15 protein-coding genes are annotated in these 15,048 nt (G+C 42.3%); 7 read left to right on the forward strand and 8 right to left on the reverse strand.

The genetic code is table 11. The features are described from left to right. Positions 1–87: 87 nt before the first annotated feature. The 3 genes from fbaA to DXZ23_RS01775 all read right to left on the reverse strand — a co-directional run bounded on the left by fbaA (position 88) and on the right by DXZ23_RS01775 (position 3,315). Positions 88–1,167, reverse strand: coding sequence for a class II fructose-bisphosphate aldolase (gene fbaA / locus DXZ23_RS01765; protein ID WP_017806342.1), 1,080 nt, complete (start codon positions 1,165–1,167; stop codon positions 88–90). A gap of 81 nt (positions 1,168–1,248) precedes the next feature. After that, positions 1,249–2,418 carry a phosphoglycerate kinase gene (locus DXZ23_RS01770; protein WP_017806341.1) on the reverse strand — a complete coding sequence of 390 codons (1,170 nt, stop codon included), beginning with the start codon at positions 2,416–2,418 and terminating at the stop codon, positions 1,249–1,251. 159 nt (positions 2,419–2,577) lie between these two features. Beyond that, entirely contained in the window at positions 2,578–3,315 is a 738-nt protein-coding gene (locus DXZ23_RS01775; protein WP_017806340.1) for a ribonuclease T2 family protein, read from the reverse strand. Between the two features lie 73 nt (positions 3,316–3,388). Here DXZ23_RS01775 and DXZ23_RS01780 point away from each other — a divergent pair, with 73 nt between their 5' ends. After that, positions 3,389–3,649: a YfhL family 4Fe-4S dicluster ferredoxin gene (locus tag DXZ23_RS01780; RefSeq protein WP_017806339.1), complete on the forward strand. Its 261-nt coding sequence runs from the start codon at positions 3,389–3,391 to the stop codon at positions 3,647–3,649. Positions 3,650–3,653: 4 nt separating this feature from the next. On the opposite strand, the gene DXZ23_RS01785 is transcribed toward DXZ23_RS01780, so the two are convergent. Beyond that, on the reverse strand, positions 3,654–4,700 hold the full coding sequence (locus tag DXZ23_RS01785; protein ID WP_017806338.1) for a TrmH family RNA methyltransferase: 1,047 nt from the start codon (positions 4,698–4,700) through the stop codon (positions 3,654–3,656). Positions 4,701–4,873: 173 nt separating this feature from the next. On the opposite strand from DXZ23_RS01785, the gene pssA reads away from it, so the two are divergent. Beyond that, positions 4,874–6,235 (forward strand): CDP-diacylglycerol--serine O-phosphatidyltransferase, encoded by a 1,362-nt coding sequence (gene pssA, locus DXZ23_RS01790; protein ID WP_017806337.1) that lies wholly within the window; start codon positions 4,874–4,876, stop codon positions 6,233–6,235. Between the two features lie 338 nt (positions 6,236–6,573). On the opposite strand, the gene DXZ23_RS01800 is transcribed toward pssA, so the two are convergent. The 3 genes from DXZ23_RS01800 to DXZ23_RS01810 form a co-directional block, all read right to left on the reverse strand. Further along, positions 6,574–7,035, reverse strand: a complete 462-nt coding sequence (locus tag DXZ23_RS01800) for a DMT family transporter (protein ID WP_017806336.1) — start codon at positions 7,033–7,035, stop codon at positions 6,574–6,576. Positions 7,036–7,131: 96 nt separating this feature from the next. Beyond that, on the reverse strand, positions 7,132–7,800 hold the full coding sequence (locus DXZ23_RS01805; RefSeq protein ID WP_017806335.1) for an NAD(P)H-dependent oxidoreductase: 669 nt from the start codon (positions 7,798–7,800) through the stop codon (positions 7,132–7,134). A gap of 118 nt (positions 7,801–7,918) precedes the next feature. Next, positions 7,919–9,232, reverse strand: coding sequence for an anaerobic C4-dicarboxylate transporter (locus tag DXZ23_RS01810; protein ID WP_017806334.1), 1,314 nt, complete (start codon positions 9,230–9,232; stop codon positions 7,919–7,921). Between the two features lie 272 nt (positions 9,233–9,504). Between DXZ23_RS01810 and DXZ23_RS01815 the strand changes: the two genes are divergently transcribed. From DXZ23_RS01815 to DXZ23_RS01835, 5 genes are all read left to right on the forward strand, one after another. Further along, positions 9,505–9,951 (forward strand): rhodanese-like domain-containing protein, encoded by a 447-nt coding sequence (locus DXZ23_RS01815; RefSeq protein ID WP_017806333.1) that lies wholly within the window; start codon positions 9,505–9,507, stop codon positions 9,949–9,951. A 17-nt stretch (positions 9,952–9,968) separates the two neighbouring features. Then, positions 9,969–10,475: a protein-export chaperone SecB gene (gene secB, locus DXZ23_RS01820; protein ID WP_017806332.1), complete on the forward strand. Its 507-nt coding sequence runs from the start codon at positions 9,969–9,971 to the stop codon at positions 10,473–10,475. A gap of 88 nt (positions 10,476–10,563) precedes the next feature. Further along, on the forward strand, positions 10,564–11,568 hold the full coding sequence (gene gpsA / locus DXZ23_RS01825) for an NAD(P)H-dependent glycerol-3-phosphate dehydrogenase (protein ID WP_035659943.1): 1,005 nt from the start codon (positions 10,564–10,566) through the stop codon (positions 11,566–11,568). A 1-nt stretch (position 11,569) separates the two neighbouring features. Then, positions 11,570–12,361 carry a serine O-acetyltransferase gene (cysE, locus tag DXZ23_RS01830; protein WP_021723501.1) on the forward strand — a complete coding sequence of 264 codons (792 nt, stop codon included), beginning with the start codon at positions 11,570–11,572 and terminating at the stop codon, positions 12,359–12,361. Positions 12,362–12,372: 11 nt separating this feature from the next. After that, complete coding sequence (locus DXZ23_RS01835; RefSeq protein ID WP_017806329.1) at positions 12,373–13,191, forward strand: shikimate 5-dehydrogenase; 819 nt, start codon at positions 12,373–12,375, stop codon at positions 13,189–13,191. An 87-nt stretch (positions 13,192–13,278) separates the two neighbouring features. Here the strand turns inward: DXZ23_RS01835 and DXZ23_RS01840 are convergent, their stop codons facing one another. Continuing rightward, complete coding sequence (locus DXZ23_RS01840; RefSeq protein ID WP_017806328.1) at positions 13,279–14,925, reverse strand: phosphoethanolamine transferase; 1,647 nt, start codon at positions 14,923–14,925, stop codon at positions 13,279–13,281. Between the last annotated feature and the right edge of the window lie 123 nt (positions 14,926–15,048).

The raw sequence follows: 15,048 nt of genomic DNA on the forward strand, positions 1-15,048 counted from the left end.
TTACTCAGTTACATAAAACTGGCTTTTCTAGTGTAAATATATTGAGTCGTTATTCCGCGTGAAGCAAAATATTAATTAGATTACTCATTATAAAACATCAACGCAATTTAAATCTTGGAAAGATTTTTCTAAGCGCTTAGACATTGATTCTTCTGATTTGCGTAACCAAACACGCGGATCGTAGTATTTTTTGTTTGGTGCGTCTTCACCTTCTGGGTTACCAAGCTGACCTTGAAGATAAGCTTCGTTGGCTTTGTAGAAGTTTAAGATACCTTCCCACGCTGCCCATTGAGTGTCGGTGTCGATGTTCATTTTCACTGCGCCGTAGCTGATTGCTTCACGGATTTCTTCCGTTGATGAACCAGAACCGCCGTGGAAAACGAAATCTAATGATTTTGGTGGAAGACCACGTTCTTTAGAAACGAACTCTTGTGATGCGCCTAAGATTGACGGTTTTAATTTCACGTTACCTGGTTTGTAAACACCGTGTACGTTACCAAATGCCGCAGCAATGGTGAAACGTGGGCTTACTGGGTTTAATTGATCGTAAACGTAAAGTACGTCTTCAGGTTGAGTGTATAAACGAGATTCATCAACATCAGAGTTATCTACGCCGTCTTCTTCCCCACCTGTGATACCGATTTCAATTTCAAGGGTCATACCCATTTTGCTCATACGCGCAAGGTATTCACGGCAGATCGCCATATTTTCTTCCATTGGCTCTTCAGAAAGATCGATCATATGTGATGAGAAAAGTGGTTTGCCCGTTTCTGCAAAATGTTTTTCACCTGCTTCTAATAAGCCGTCAATCCAAGGTAATAATTTTTTCGCTGCGTGGTCGGTGTGAAGAATCACTGGCACGCCGTATTCAGCAGCTAATTCGTGAACGTGTTTAGCTCCTGCAATCGCACCTAATACATCAGGACGTGCACCACTTGCTGGTTTAATGCCTTTCCCTGCGTAGAATTGCGCACCGCCGTTAGAGAACTGGATAATCACAGGTGCTTTAACGCGTGCTGCGGTTTCTAATACGGCATTCACAGAGTCTGTCCCCACGCAGTTTACTGCTGGGATTGCGAAATTGTGTTCTTTTGCATAGTTGAAAACTTTTTGTACATCATCGCCAGTTAATACGCCCGGTTTTACAATGTCTAATAATTTTGCCATTTTTCTGTTTCCTATTTAGTGAATAGTGGTTTTTAATATGAAAAGGGCGTACTGCATTCGCCACGCCCTAAAATCAATGAATTAGTTTTTTGCACGTTTCTCTAAAATTTCAACGGCAGGTAAAACTTTACCTTCTACAAATTCTAAGAACGCACCGCCACCAGTTGAAATGTAAGAAATTTTATCTTTGATGCCGAAAAGATCGATCGCTGCAAGGGTATCACCGCCACCTGCTATAGAGAATGCACCGTTTTGGGTTGCTTCTACAATGGCATCAGCCACGACTTTTGTACCATTACGGAAATTCGGGAATTCAAACACGCCTACTGGGCCATTCCAAAGAATAGTTTTTGCTTTGCGGATAATGTTGACTAATTCTTCTGCGGATTTTTCGCCAATATCAAAAATGGATTCATCGGCTTTCACATCATCAACAGATTTTTCAATCGCTGGTGCAGTTTCAGAGAACTCTAAACCTACGCGAACATCAGTTGGCACTGGGATTTGCGTTGCTTTTGCTAAGCGTTGTGCTTCAGGGATTAAATCTGCTTCGTATAAAGATTTACCCACATCTTTGCCTTCTGCTGCGATGAAAGTATTTGCGATACCGCCGCCAACAATCAGTTGATCCGCCACTTTAGAGAGGGAATCTAACACGGTTAATTTGGTAGAAACTTTTGAACCACCCACGATCGCTAACATTGGACGTTGTGGTTCTTTTAAGGCTTTGCCTAAGGCATCTAATTCCGCCGCTAATAATGGGCCAGCACAAGCGATTGGCACAAATTCTGCTACGCCATAGGTTGAAGCTTGCGCACGGTGTGCTGTACCAAAAGCGTCCATCACAAAGACATCGCAAAGTGCGGCGTATTTTTTACCTAATTCTGGATCGTTTTTCTTTTCACCTTTGTTGATACGCACGTTTTCAAGTACCACGATTTCGCCATCGTTTACTTCTACGCCGTCTAAATAATCACGGGCTAAACGCACATTAAAGCCTGCGTCTTTTAAGTAATCAACCACAGGTTGGAGGGAATCTTCAGGTTTAAATTCGCCTTCGGTTGGGCGACCTAAGTGAGAGGTAACCATCACTTTCGCGCCTTTTTCAAGGGCGAGTTTTAAGGTTGGAATGGTGGCTTGAATACGCGCATCAGACGTTACTTTGCCGTCTTTTACTGGCACATTCAGGTCGGCACGAATAAATACGCGTTTACCTGCTAAATCTAGGTCGGTCATTTTAATTACTGACATAATTTACCCTCTATATAGTTTAAAAATAAATAATCACTGCGTGGCATTATACCTAGTTATCGCCAGCTTGTAACTGCTTTAGATCAAATTATCTGCGGGATTTTTTCGCTTTTAAATTAATTCCATTAAGTTATTTCAAGCCAGACTTAAAACCTTATATTAGCGAGGACAATCCATCACTTGCCACTGCAAATCATAACAAATAAATAATTCATTATGGCTTGCCCACAAATACGCCCCTTTTAATTGTGGATTGTGCTTTTTCAGCCACGCAAACAATTCTTTACGCGACATATTTTGATCGGGTAGCGTTAAAGTACGGTATAAATTTTGCTGTTTTTCAAAATAGGCATTGGCATTATTGAATGCACAAACCCCGTGCTTTTCCCATTCGCCTTGTAACAAATTGGCACTCGGGCTATCGGCTAAATATTTTTTGATAATTGCGGGATCAACCATCGGTAAATCGCCACGACAAAAACGCGGGTGGTCGCTCACCGAATGGGCATTGGCATTTTGCGGCCATAAGCCGTGGATCACCCAGCCATATTGTTGCGTGCCACATTGGCTCATTAAAGATTGCGGCAAGTTACCGTTATAACGTTCTTTTTGTGCTTGGCAAAACCCCGGCGACCAAGACAACGCCAGCATATAATAATCCACTGGTGCGTTTTTGTTTTGCCCAATGGCATCATCACGCATTACATAATCATAATTCTCACTAAGCGGTGCTTGTGTATTTTGTTGCGCTGGTGTTTTTGCTTGATTTTGCTGAGATTGCGTCGTGGGTTCAGGTTTGTTTGTTTTTTCGCTAGGCTGAAAATAATTCCAAATCAATGCAATGCCTGCAATGATTAATGTGCCTACAAAAGAAAGTCCTTTGTTTTTCTTGTTCATTTTGTTTTGCCTATTTAATTTTCCTTGCCGATTCTTTATAATCTCGCCCTTTCAATGATTTTACGGGGAATTTATGGCACTTTTAATTACAGATAAATGCACAAATTGCGATATGTGCTTGCCAGAATGCCCGAATGATGCCATTTCCGTGGGCGATGACATTTATGTAATCGATCCCAATCTTTGTACGGAATGCGTGGGGCATTATGATACCCCAACTTGCCAAAAAGTTTGCCCGATCACCAACTGCATTAAGCCCGATCCCGAGCATCAAGAAAGCGAAGCCCAATTGTGGGAACGCTTTGTGTTAATTCATCATTCTGATCAGTTATAGCGATTTAAAGGGTTTTCTCCGCCCATTTCGCCAATAACACGCCCGCTGCCACCGCAACATTCAGGCCCGCTTTCAGCGGATTGGCAAGAGATAAATTGACTACTTCATCGTGATTTTTTGTCAAATTTTCACCCGCACTTTCGCTTAAAACAAAGACCACTTTATCGCTCAATTTCAGCTGAGCGAATGGCTTCGCTTGCTTGCTTTGGCTTAAATGCACGATTTGATAACCTTTTTCACGCAATTTTTCTAACGCCTGTTCACTGCTATCGACAAGCAAAGTATGCACATATTCTGCACCACCTTCTGCCACACGCATTGCCGCAGCAGAATTTAGCAAATCTGCTTCGCTTAACACTAAACCTTTCACGCCATAGACTGCACAAGTTCGCACGATCCCACCAATATTATGTGCGTTATGCACATTATCGAGTAAGATCAACGCATCTTTTTCACGTGGAATATCCAAATAACCGCTCAATGTAAAATGACGCGGCTTTTTCACTAACATACAGATGCCGTTATGATGTTCCGTGCCGCTCACCAGCACAAGCTCTTTGCTATCGACAACGTGATAGACTTTTTTATTCGCCGCCAAATAGCTAAATAACTCGCCCACACGGTGCGCCATTTCCACGGTTGTCCATACGCGAACAATGCTTTCAGGGCGCTCTGCAAATAAGGCAAGGCACGTATTTTCGCCATATACTTTCATTTCTTCTGCACGATTTTTCTTAATCTTTTCTGGTGCGCGTGGGGAAAGTGGGCCAGTTTTTTTCTGTTTTTCTTTCACGCCTGTGCTTTTTATCACCACTTTCACATTGGCAGTACCACGCGCATTTCCCATCGTCAATTCTGTGCGTTGTTGCACTTTTTCCGCGGATTTTGCCGGTGTTCTTTCACGTGAGAAAGTGCGTTTGTCGTCCTTTTTGCCACGCGAAGAATGAGGGGAAAAGTGCGGTGCTTTTTTATCTTGTTTTTCGCCAGAATAGCGTTCATTGAAGCGTTTGCTGGAATCTGCTTGCTGGAAAGTCGGTTTTTTTGCGTTCATTTTATGTTGCCAAATTGTGATGAATGTGAGAAAAGTGGGTAAAAAAGCACCGCACTTTATGGGAAAATGTGAGCATTATAACGAAAAAATATCTTTTTTCTACCAAGCTAAGAAGTAAATATTGTAAACTACAAGGCTGAAAAAATGGATTATCAAAATTAGAGTAAAAAATTATGTTGATAAATAAAACGAAAAGGGCAGAAGAAAATTTGCAAGCTTTGCCAAGTTTGGCGCTACAACCCTCGCAAATTGATTTTCTTCATCACCCTGCGGAATTTAAGCAACAAATTATCCAGCTTATTCGTGAAGCAAAAACGCGCATTTATATCACCGCACTTTATTGGCAAAATGATGAGGCGGGGCAAGAAATTTTAAATGAAGTGTTTGCCGCTAAAAGCCGTAATCCTGAGCTTGAAGTGAAAATTTTTGTCGATTGGCATCGTGCACAGCGTAATTTGCTTGGCGCAGAAAAATCTGCCACCAACGCAGATTGGTACTGCGAACAACGCGCCATTCATCAATATGGTGAACACGCCCATTTGTTTTTCGGCGTGCCGGTAAACACCCGTGAAGTGTTTGGCGTGTTGCATATTAAAGGCTTTATTTTTGATGATACCTTGTTATACAGCGGTGCAAGCATTAATAATGTGTATTTACAGCAAAATGAAAAATACCGCTACGACCGTTATCATAAAATCACCCATTCCGCCCTTGCGGACTCAATGGTGAATTTCCTACAGCAATATCTATTGAGCAATCAAGCGGTGTTGCCATTGGATAATGCTGAACGTCCAAAAACCAAAGAAATTCGCCAGCATATTCGTGCTTTCCGTAAAGGCTTGGCAACAGATGGGCAATATAAGTTTACGAGCGAGGAAAATTCTGGCCTAAAAATCACCCCACTTTTTGGCTTAGGCGGTGGTGCAAACCTGCTTAACCGTACGATTGAAGATCTTTTCCAAATCGTGCAAGAAAAATTGGTGATCTGTACGCCATATTTTAATTTTCCACGCCCATTACAACAAAAAATCCGCCGTTTATTACAAAAAGGCAAGCACATTGAAATTATTGTGGGTGATAAAACGGCGAATGATTTTTACATTCCGCCTTCTCAGCCGTTCAAAATGGCGGGTGCACTGCCTTATTTATACGAAAGCAATCTTCGCCGTTTTAGCCAAAAGTTTGAAGCACAAATTACCCAAGGGCAACTGGTGATCCGCACTTGGAAAGACGGCGAGAACAGTTATCACCTCAAAGGTGTGTGGGTGGACAATAACCATATTTTATTAACTGGCAACAACCTAAATCCGCGCGCTTGGCGTTTAGATGCAGAAAATGGTTTGCTCATTCAAGATCCAAACCAACAACTCGCCTCACAGGTTGAACAAGAACTCGCCACCATTCGCCAGCATACCACCCAACTCAAGCATTATTCAGAGCTGGAAGAACTGGCACAATACCCTGAACCCGTGCAAAAATTATTGAAAAAATTCGCCCGCATTAAAGCGGATAAATTGGTGAAGATGATTTTGTAAGGTGACTAAATCTCCCTAGATTTTCAAATATTTGCTATCTTTCAAATCTCCGTTGTTTTTCAATTCTCCCCTAACCCCTCTTTACTAAAGAGGGGGATTTCTTGGGGCATCGTTTACAAATTCCTTAAAGATATTGTTCGATTTTTATGTGGGTATATCTTTCAGGCGGACACATAGGCCCGCCACTACATTTTGTTGCGATGAGAAAATTCAATGAGGCAAAAAGTGCGGTGGTTTTTTCTGGATTTTTGACTTTGTTCTTTTTTACTTGAGATCTTAAATATGCGTTGATCTGATTCCCCTCTTTAGTAAAGAGGGGTTGGGGGAGATTTGAAGCCCTATCCAAACAACCTTTTCCCAAAGAAAAACAGCACCAAGCCTAATCCCATAAACACAAAGCCGATGAGTTGCCAGATTTGGATTGGGCGGGCGGTCATTCCGATTAAGCCGAAATGATCGATGATGGCGGCGGCGATGAGTTGGCCGACAATAATGAAAAAGAGCATATTGGTTACGCCCATTTTCGGTGCAAGGAAAATGGTGGTGAAAACCACAAGCGCACCCAGTGGGCCGCCGAGAAGTTTCCACAAGGGTTGTTTTGGCACTTGTTGTAAGGCGGTGAAAAGATCGGCTTTCCACCAGCAAATGAAAAAGAGCAGTAATGTGCCTGTTACGAAGGAAATTAAGGCGGCAACAACAGGTTGCCCCATTAATGAACCAGCTAATTGGCTGTTAATGGCGGCTTGCGTGGCAAGGGCGACACCGGCACATAGGGCAATCAGAATAAAAGAAATTAGCATAATTGTTCCGAGATTTTTTAGAAAAGAAACGTTGAGAAATTTACACCACACTTTGTCTTTGTGAAAATGAAAGTGCGGTGCGATTTTTGCGGATTTTTATTTCACCCACTCCACCACGTCATCAAAGGCTTGGCGTGTTTTTTCGCGTGATTCGTTTAGTCGGTAGCCGAAGGCTGCCATTACGCTAAGTTTGTATTCTTCCGCGTTGTATAGCCCCTCTGCCACGAACAGATCATTCATTTTTTCCAGCGGGAAACCTTCAATCGGGGTGCTGTCAATGCCGATCATTGCGGCACTGGTAAGCATATTGCCGAGTGCGATGTAGCTTTGGCGGCACGCCCAATTATAGAAAGCAACGGGATCTTGAGTTAGCCCGAAGTCGCTTTCGGTAAAAGTACGGTAGAAATTTTGACGCATTTTTAACGCCTCTTCAGGGATATGATGCACATCACGCATCATATGTGGCACATAATCGCCATCAGCGAGCAGGGTTTGCGGTTGGCGGACAAGGATCACCACAAAATGGCTACAATCCATCACTTTATCTTTCGCCCCCCACGCGTTATCGCGGATCAGCTCTTTGATGTGCTGATTTTCGATCACTAAGAATTTCCACGGCTCAAAGCCGAATGAACTTGGCGAAAGACGGGCGGTTTCTAAAATAAAACGGAAATCCTCATCGCTGATTTTTTTGCTTGGATCATATTGTTTGCACGCGTGGCGGAAATAATAAGCGTCAAGAATTTGTTGTTTTGAGATTGTCATTGTAATTTTCCTTTTGTTAGGTCAAGTGGCGATATTATGCGGAAGTTTACGGGGGAATGCTAGATAAAAAACTGAGCGATGATGTCGCTCAGTTTAGAAAGGAAAGTGCGGTCTAAATTTACAATAAAATATTGGCGAATAATAAGCCGAAAGCAAGGCTGAATGCCATACTCAATAAGCCCGGCAACATAAAGCTGTGGTTAAAGATAAATTTACCAATGCGTGTTGTGCCGGTGGTATCAAAGTCAATGGAAGCAATGATTGGGCCGTAGTTTGGAATGAAGAAGTAACCATTTACTGCCACAAATACCCCAACTAATACAGGCGCTGGAATGCCTAATGCGATACCTACAGGGAATAAGGTTGCCACCGTTGCACCTTGGCTGTTTACTAATACAGAAAGCACGAATAACGCAAGGGCGAATGTCCAAGGCGCGGTTTCTACCAACACTTTCACGCTTTCTTTTACTTCAGTCATATGGGCTTGCATTAAAGTATCACCTAACCACGCGATCCCGAAAATGGCAATCACCGCACGCATACCCGCGTGGAATACTGAACCCTGTGTAATGGCGTTGCCGTTTGGTTTACAGGTTAAAATAATCAATGCTCCAACGGTGAGCATAACAATTTCAATGGTGTGTGCCATTCCCATTGCTTTGCCGTCAAAAGCTGGGCGTAAGCTTGGGAATTCCCCCATTAATACCACAAGCAATGCACCGAATAGGAATAAGCCCACAGACAATTTTGCCGTTGGTTTTAATTGAATGTTGTCTGGATTTACATCTGTGTGGTTTTCTTTTACATACTCAGGATCTTGTAATAAACGTTGATAATTCGGGTCATCTTTTAATTCTTTACCCATTTTATTGACGAAAATACAAGCCACCGCTAAACCTAAAATGGTTGATGGCATTGTTACCATTAAGACATCACCAAGGTGAATACCTTGTGGTTCAAGATAGGCTACTACCGCCACCACTGCCGCAGCGATTGGGCTAGCAACGATAGCAAATTGTGATGCAATTACCGCCATTGAAAGTGGACGCTCTGGACGAATGCCGTTGTGGCGGCTGACTTCAGCAATTACAGGCAATACAGAATAGGCAACGTGACCTGTTCCCGCTAATACGGTGAATGTCCAAGTTACCGCTGGTGCAATAAAGGTGATGTATTTCGGGTGTTTACGCAAAATGTTGGTGGCAATTTTGATCATATAATCTAAACCGCCTGCCGCTTGCATTGCCGCCGCGGCGGAAACCACCGTCATAATCATTAACATTACGTTAATGGGTAAGCCCGCGGGTTGTAAACCAAAGCCAAAAGAGAGAATAGCCAGCCCTGCGCCGCCCATTACTCCCAAGCCGATACCGCCAATGCGTGCACCAATCAAAATACACACCAAAACGATGGCAAATTGGAGAAAAAACATAGTAAGACCTCTTATTAAGTTGTTAAATCTTGCGTTATTTGTGTAATAAAAAGTGGATTAATCTGAGAAAGAACCTTAATCCCTTTAAATCAATATTAATATAACAATAAACCTTATAGAGGGCTATCAATTAGCAATAATTTTTCGTGATTCTTTGATTTAAAATAAAGAGATTTTGTAAATCAAAAAATTATCGGACTTTACTTTGAAAGATCGAAAAAGTACGGTTATACTTAGACCTTTATATCCTAAACATAAATATAGAGAATCAAATGCAAGAATTTCTTCCTATGGCAACGGAATTTGCCAAAAATCATATGTTGATGGTAATTGCTTGGGTCGCTTTATTTGTAATGGTGATTTATTCCTACTTACAAGCGTTCACTAGCAAAGTGAAATTAATTGATAATTCACAACTAGTTAGTTTGATGAATAACCAAGATGCGGTGGTAATTGATGTGCGTACCCTTGATGAATTTGGGCGTGGACACATTATTCACAGTATTAATCTTTTACCATCAGATATCAAAAAACAATCTCTTGGCAAACTTGAACAACATAAAAATACACCTGTCATTGTTGTTTGTGAAACAGGAATGTCAGCATCGTCATCAGCTAACTTATTAATAAAACAAGGGTTTACTGATGTTTATACATTAAGAGAAGGGATTGCAGGTTGGCGTTCCGCGAATTTGCCATTAATCAAAAAAGATAAATAACTCAAGAGGAATCAAAAATGACCGAGCAAACTAAAGCAGTTTTAACTGAAGAACAGGATACACAAACTTCTGAAGCCATCTTACAAATCCAGCGTATTTACGTTAAAGATGTTTCTTTTGAAGCCCCAAATCTTCCAGCTATTTTTCAACAGGAATGGAAACCCCAACTTTCTTTTGATCTAAACAGTGAAACAACACAACTTGCAGATGATCTTTACGAAGTTTGTCTAAAAATTTCTATTGAAACCACTTTAGAAGAAAGTAAAGATGTTGCATTCATTTGTGAAGTACAACAAGCTGGGATATTTACTATTAGCGGCTTAGATGATCTTCAATTAAGCCATTGCCTAATGTCACAATGTCCAAATATGCTCTTCCCTTACGCACGTGAGCTTATCGCAAGCCTTGTAAATCGTGGTACATTCCCACCGCTTAACCTTTCTCCAGTGAATTTTGATGCATTATTTATGGAGTATTTAGAACGCCAACAAGCGGAAAGCGAACAACCAGAAAAATTGAATTAAGATTTAAATAGAAGTGGGGATATTCCCACTTCCTCGCTATTTACAAGCCAAACCAACATCGGCATTTCTTTCACTTATCTTCAGGAGAATGATGATGAGCGAGCCTATTAGCGTTATCGGAGCGGGGTCTTATGGCACAGCATTAGCCATCGCCCTCTCGCGTAATGGCTACCCCACCTATCTTTGGGGGCATAACCCCGAGCATATGCAACAGCTCGCACAACAGCGTTGCAACCAAGCCTTTTTGCCTAACATTCCCTTTCCTACGGCACTGGAAATTGAAAGCAAATTAGAAAGTGCGGTCAGAAAATCACGCGATTTACTCATCGTTGTGCCGAGCCACGTTTTCGGTGAAATTCTGGAAAAAATCCGACCGCACTTACAACCGCATCATCGCATCGTGTGGGCGACCAAAGGCTTAGAGCGGGATACGGGGCGATTATTGCAACAGGTGGTGGAAGAAAAACTCGGCACGCAATACCCCCTCGCAGTGCTGTCTGGACCGACATTCGCCAAAGAATTAGCTGAGGGCTTGCCCACTGCCATCGCCCTCGCCTCGCAGGATCACGCTTTTGCCGAAGCCCTCCAAGCCCGTATTCATTGTAGTAAACATTTCCGCGTCTATCTCAATCAAGATATGACAGGTGTGCAACTGGGCGGAGCGATCAAAAACGTCATCGCCATTGGGGCTGGAATGTCAGACGGAATGGGCTTCGGGGCAAATGCACGCACCGCGTTGATCACACGTGGGCTGGCTGAAATTAGCCGATTGGGTGAATCTTTAGGGGCAAATCCTAACACCTTTATGGGAATGTCAGGGCTTGGCGATTTAGTACTGACCTGCACGGATAATCAATCCCGCAACCGCCGCTTCGGCTTAATGCTCGGGCAAGGCAAAACCACCGAAGCCGCCTTAGCCGAAATCGGGCAAGTGGTAGAGGGTTTTTATAACACCAAAGAAGCCTATTTACTGGCACAACGGCAAGGGGTGGAAATGCCGATTACCGAACAAATTTATCAAGTGCTATTTTGTGGAAAAAATGCACAAGATGTTGTCGCGATCCTGCTCGGACGTGAACGAAAAGGAGAATAAAATGCCCGCTGAGGTTTGGACATTACTTCGCCAAGAAGCCAAAGAACTCGCCGAATGTGAACCAATGTTAGCGAGTTTTTTCCATTCCACGATTTTGAAACATCAAAATTTAGGGAATGCGTTAAGTTATATTCTAGCCAATAAACTGGCAAATCCCATCATGCCAGCCATTACGTTACGAGAAGTTATTGAAGAAGCCTATCAAGCCGAACCCGATATTATCGCCAGTGCCGCCTGCGACATTCGAGCGGTACGCCACCGCGACCCCGCTGTGGAATTATGGACAACGCCACTGCTTTATCTAAAAGGCTTCCACGCTTTGCAAAGCTATCGCATCACGCATTATTTATGGCAACAAAACCGCAAAGCCCTTGCCATTTATTTACAAAATGAAATTTCCGTTGCCTTTGATGTTGATATTCACCCCGCCGCAAAAATCGGCTGTGGCATAATGTTCGACCACGCCACGGGGATCGTCGTGGGCGAAACCTCCGTAATCGAAAATGATGTTTCCATTTTGCAAGGAGTTACGCTGGGCGGAACAGGCAAAGAGTCAGGTGACCGCCACCCGAAAGTGCGTGAAGGCGTGATGATCGGTGCGGGAGCGAAAATTCTCGGCAATATCGAAATTGGACGCTATGCCAAAATCGGGGCAAATTCCGTTGTATTGCAAGCAGTGCCTGAGTTTACCACCGTGGCAGGCGTACCATCAAAAACCATCGGCAAAGACAAAGCGGCAAAACCCGCTTTTGAAATGGATCAATATTTTATTGATGACAATATTAATATTTAAAGGAAAGCAAAATGATTAACAAAGATACTCAATTATGTATGTCATTGGCAGGGCGACCAGGCAATACGGGGACATTTTTCCACAATTACCTCTACCAAAAACTCGGGCTAAATTTTATTTATAAAGCCTTTACCACAGAGAACATTGGCGATGCGGTGAAAGGCGTGCGTGCATTGGGCATTCGTGGCTGTGCGGTATCAATGCCGTTTAAAGAAAGCTGTATGCCCTTTGTGGACGAAATTGATCCCTCCGCCCAAGCCATTGAATCGGTGAATACGATTGTCAATAATAATGGGCATCTCGTGGCATACAACACTGATTACATCGCCATTGCCAAATTAATCGAGAAATATCAATTAGATCGCAATGCCTCCGTGATTGTTCAGGGCAGTGGCAGAATGGCGAAAGCCGTTGTGGCAGCCTTTAAAAATGCTGGATTTAGCCAGCTCAAAGTCTATGCACGCAATCCTAAAACAGGGCGTTACTTGGCGGATTTATACGGCTATGCCTATCTCCAAGATCTAGCAGAGCAACAGGCTGAGATCTTAGTTAATGTTACCCCTATCGGAATGAAAGGTGGTAAAGAAGAGCAAGATCTTGCTTTTCCCGCCGCAATGATAACGCAAGCTAATGTGATTTTTGATGTTGTCGCAATGCCAGCGGAAACCCCGCTTATTCAATATGCCCAGCAACAGGGCAAACAAATTATTTCTGGGGCAGAGGTGATGACATTACAAGCGGTGGAACAATTTGTGCTTTACACCCACCAACGCCCAAGCGATGCACTGATTGAAGAAGCCGCCCAATTCGCCCGCTCTTCACAAAAATAGAGCTTACATAATAAAAAAATTGATAGTTATTCGTTAAAAAAACAATAACTATCAATTTAACCAACAAAATCTATACCAATAACATTTTTAATGTGTTTTTCGACAACTTGCTAAAATATCTAGTGTCCTATTATAAATATTTGTGTTGAGTTCCATATCCATCATTCCAAGCACCGTGCTGAATAAATTATCGTGGGAATAATGTTGTGTGCTGGCGTTGTGGCGTAAGCAATCCAAGTCCACGCCCTCATTCTGTTTCCAGTTTTTTGAGAACCAGAAGATCATCGGCACGCGAGTTTGATAGGCTGGTGCAATGGCGTAAGGCGTGCCGTGCAAGTAAATACCGTTTTCGCCAAGGGATTCACCGTGATCGGAAACATAATAAATCGCACTTTCTAAATCATCGCGGTGCTCCAATTTTGCAATTAAGGTATTGAGGAAATTGTCGATGTATAGAATACTATTGTCATAAGTATTGACTAACTGTTCATTGCTACAAGTTTGAATTTGGTTGGTATCGCACGTTGGCACAAACTTTTTGAACTCCGGGGTGTAGCGTTCATAATAGGTTGGCCCGTGATTACCAATGGTGTGTAAAATGAGTACGGTATCTTTCCCATCTTTGCCCGCTTGTGTAAGAATTTTATCCACATCAGGCCACATCACTTCATCTAAACATTCGCCGTCAGTACAATAATTTTTCAAGGTCGGTTTGTTCGCTTGAATGGTTTCATTCGGCACGCGTAAACAAACGCCTTTGCAATCACTGTTATTTTCCAACCAAAAAATATTTATGCCTGCACGCTGCAACACATCAAGAAGATTATCCATTTTTTGGACTCTGCCAGCATCATATTGATCTTTCGTCAAAAATGAGAACATACAAGGTACAGAAACCGCCGTTGATGTGCCACAGCTCGACACGGAATTAAAATTAATCACCTCATCACCACGTGCAGCAAGTTTTGGCGTAGTTTGACGTGCATAGCCATTTAGTCCCCAATTTTGTGCTCGCGTGGTTTCCCCCACGACAATCACTGTTAAATGACGATAGGAATCAGGTTTATTCTGCTTTGCATCTAAACCAATATATTCATAAGGGCGGTTAGCTTCACGTACTTGTTTCACTTTATTTACACTTGCACTAATAAAATTAGAGGGTAATAACAAGCTCATTTCTGATTTATTATTACGCACGAAAGAAGCGTAATCTTGATAAAATCCTTTAGCAATGCCCAAAATCACCACTCCCGAGAACAGAATTAAGCCAAGACGCACAACAGTTTCTTTCCACCAAGTGCGGTAATCAATCTTTACCATCACATATAAGAAAGCAGGTAAAATCCCAAATACCGCAATCCAAGTGAGGTATTGCCAAGTGAGCATTCTCATACTTTCAGCGGGCGTGGTTTGTAACACGTTATCTAGCATTTCTGAACTGAAATGCACATCATAAAAAATTTCTTGATAGCTGATCGCGGCACTGATTATCAATAAAACAGGCATAATCACTTTATGCAAAATCGGCAACGCAAAAAGCTGAAAAACCGCATTAAGAGTGAAGAAAATGAATAATGGAATGGTTAAGAGAAAATAATCTTCTGCCTTGCCAGTAAATGGGTGTAGGGTTAAGGCTTTGTTGTAAAAAGCAAAATTTAATACAAGGGTAAAATAAAACGCAACCAATGCAATTAAGGTTGAGCTTTTCAATTTTAAGCGAGAAAACAACCGCACTTTTATCTCCTAAATAAGAGTATTATTGATACAAAAGGGAATGCTTTGTCCGATCATTCCCAAAACACAAAGCGTTATAAATCGCTCATATAGACTGGTAAAGAATGAGAAAGTTCAGCAATG

Source organism: Avibacterium paragallinarum (assembly GCF_900450705.1).
Taxonomy (GTDB): domain Bacteria; phylum Pseudomonadota; class Gammaproteobacteria; order Enterobacterales; family Pasteurellaceae; genus Avibacterium; species Avibacterium paragallinarum.

What these genes read in the sequence shown, in the direction of transcription:
- fbaA (WP_017806342.1), bottom strand. Translation starts at nt 1,167, where the DNA reads ATGGCAAAATTATTAGACATTGTAAAACCGGGCGTATTAACTGGCGAT.
- DXZ23_RS01770 (WP_017806341.1), bottom strand. Translation starts at nt 2,418, where the DNA reads ATGTCAGTAATTAAAATGACCGACCTAGATTTAGCAGGTAAACGCGTA.
- DXZ23_RS01775 (WP_017806340.1), bottom strand. Translation starts at nt 3,315, where the DNA reads ATGAACAAGAAAAACAAAGGACTTTCTTTTGTAGGCACATTAATCATT.
- DXZ23_RS01780 (WP_017806339.1), top strand. Translation starts at nt 3,389, where the DNA reads ATGGCACTTTTAATTACAGATAAATGCACAAATTGCGATATGTGCTTG.
- DXZ23_RS01785 (WP_017806338.1), bottom strand. Translation starts at nt 4,700, where the DNA reads ATGAACGCAAAAAAACCGACTTTCCAGCAAGCAGATTCCAGCAAACGC.
- pssA (WP_017806337.1), top strand. Translation starts at nt 4,874, where the DNA reads ATGTTGATAAATAAAACGAAAAGGGCAGAAGAAAATTTGCAAGCTTTG.
- DXZ23_RS01800 (WP_017806336.1), bottom strand. Translation starts at nt 7,035, where the DNA reads ATGCTAATTTCTTTTATTCTGATTGCCCTATGTGCCGGTGTCGCCCTT.
- DXZ23_RS01805 (WP_017806335.1), bottom strand. Translation starts at nt 7,800, where the DNA reads ATGACAATCTCAAAACAACAAATTCTTGACGCTTATTATTTCCGCCAC.
- DXZ23_RS01810 (WP_017806334.1), bottom strand. Translation starts at nt 9,232, where the DNA reads ATGTTTTTTCTCCAATTTGCCATCGTTTTGGTGTGTATTTTGATTGGT.
- DXZ23_RS01815 (WP_017806333.1), top strand. Translation starts at nt 9,505, where the DNA reads ATGCAAGAATTTCTTCCTATGGCAACGGAATTTGCCAAAAATCATATG.
- secB (WP_017806332.1), top strand. Translation starts at nt 9,969, where the DNA reads ATGACCGAGCAAACTAAAGCAGTTTTAACTGAAGAACAGGATACACAA.
- gpsA (WP_035659943.1), top strand. Translation starts at nt 10,564, where the DNA reads ATGATGATGAGCGAGCCTATTAGCGTTATCGGAGCGGGGTCTTATGGC.
- cysE (WP_021723501.1), top strand. Translation starts at nt 11,570, where the DNA reads ATGCCCGCTGAGGTTTGGACATTACTTCGCCAAGAAGCCAAAGAACTC.
- DXZ23_RS01835 (WP_017806329.1), top strand. Translation starts at nt 12,373, where the DNA reads ATGATTAACAAAGATACTCAATTATGTATGTCATTGGCAGGGCGACCA.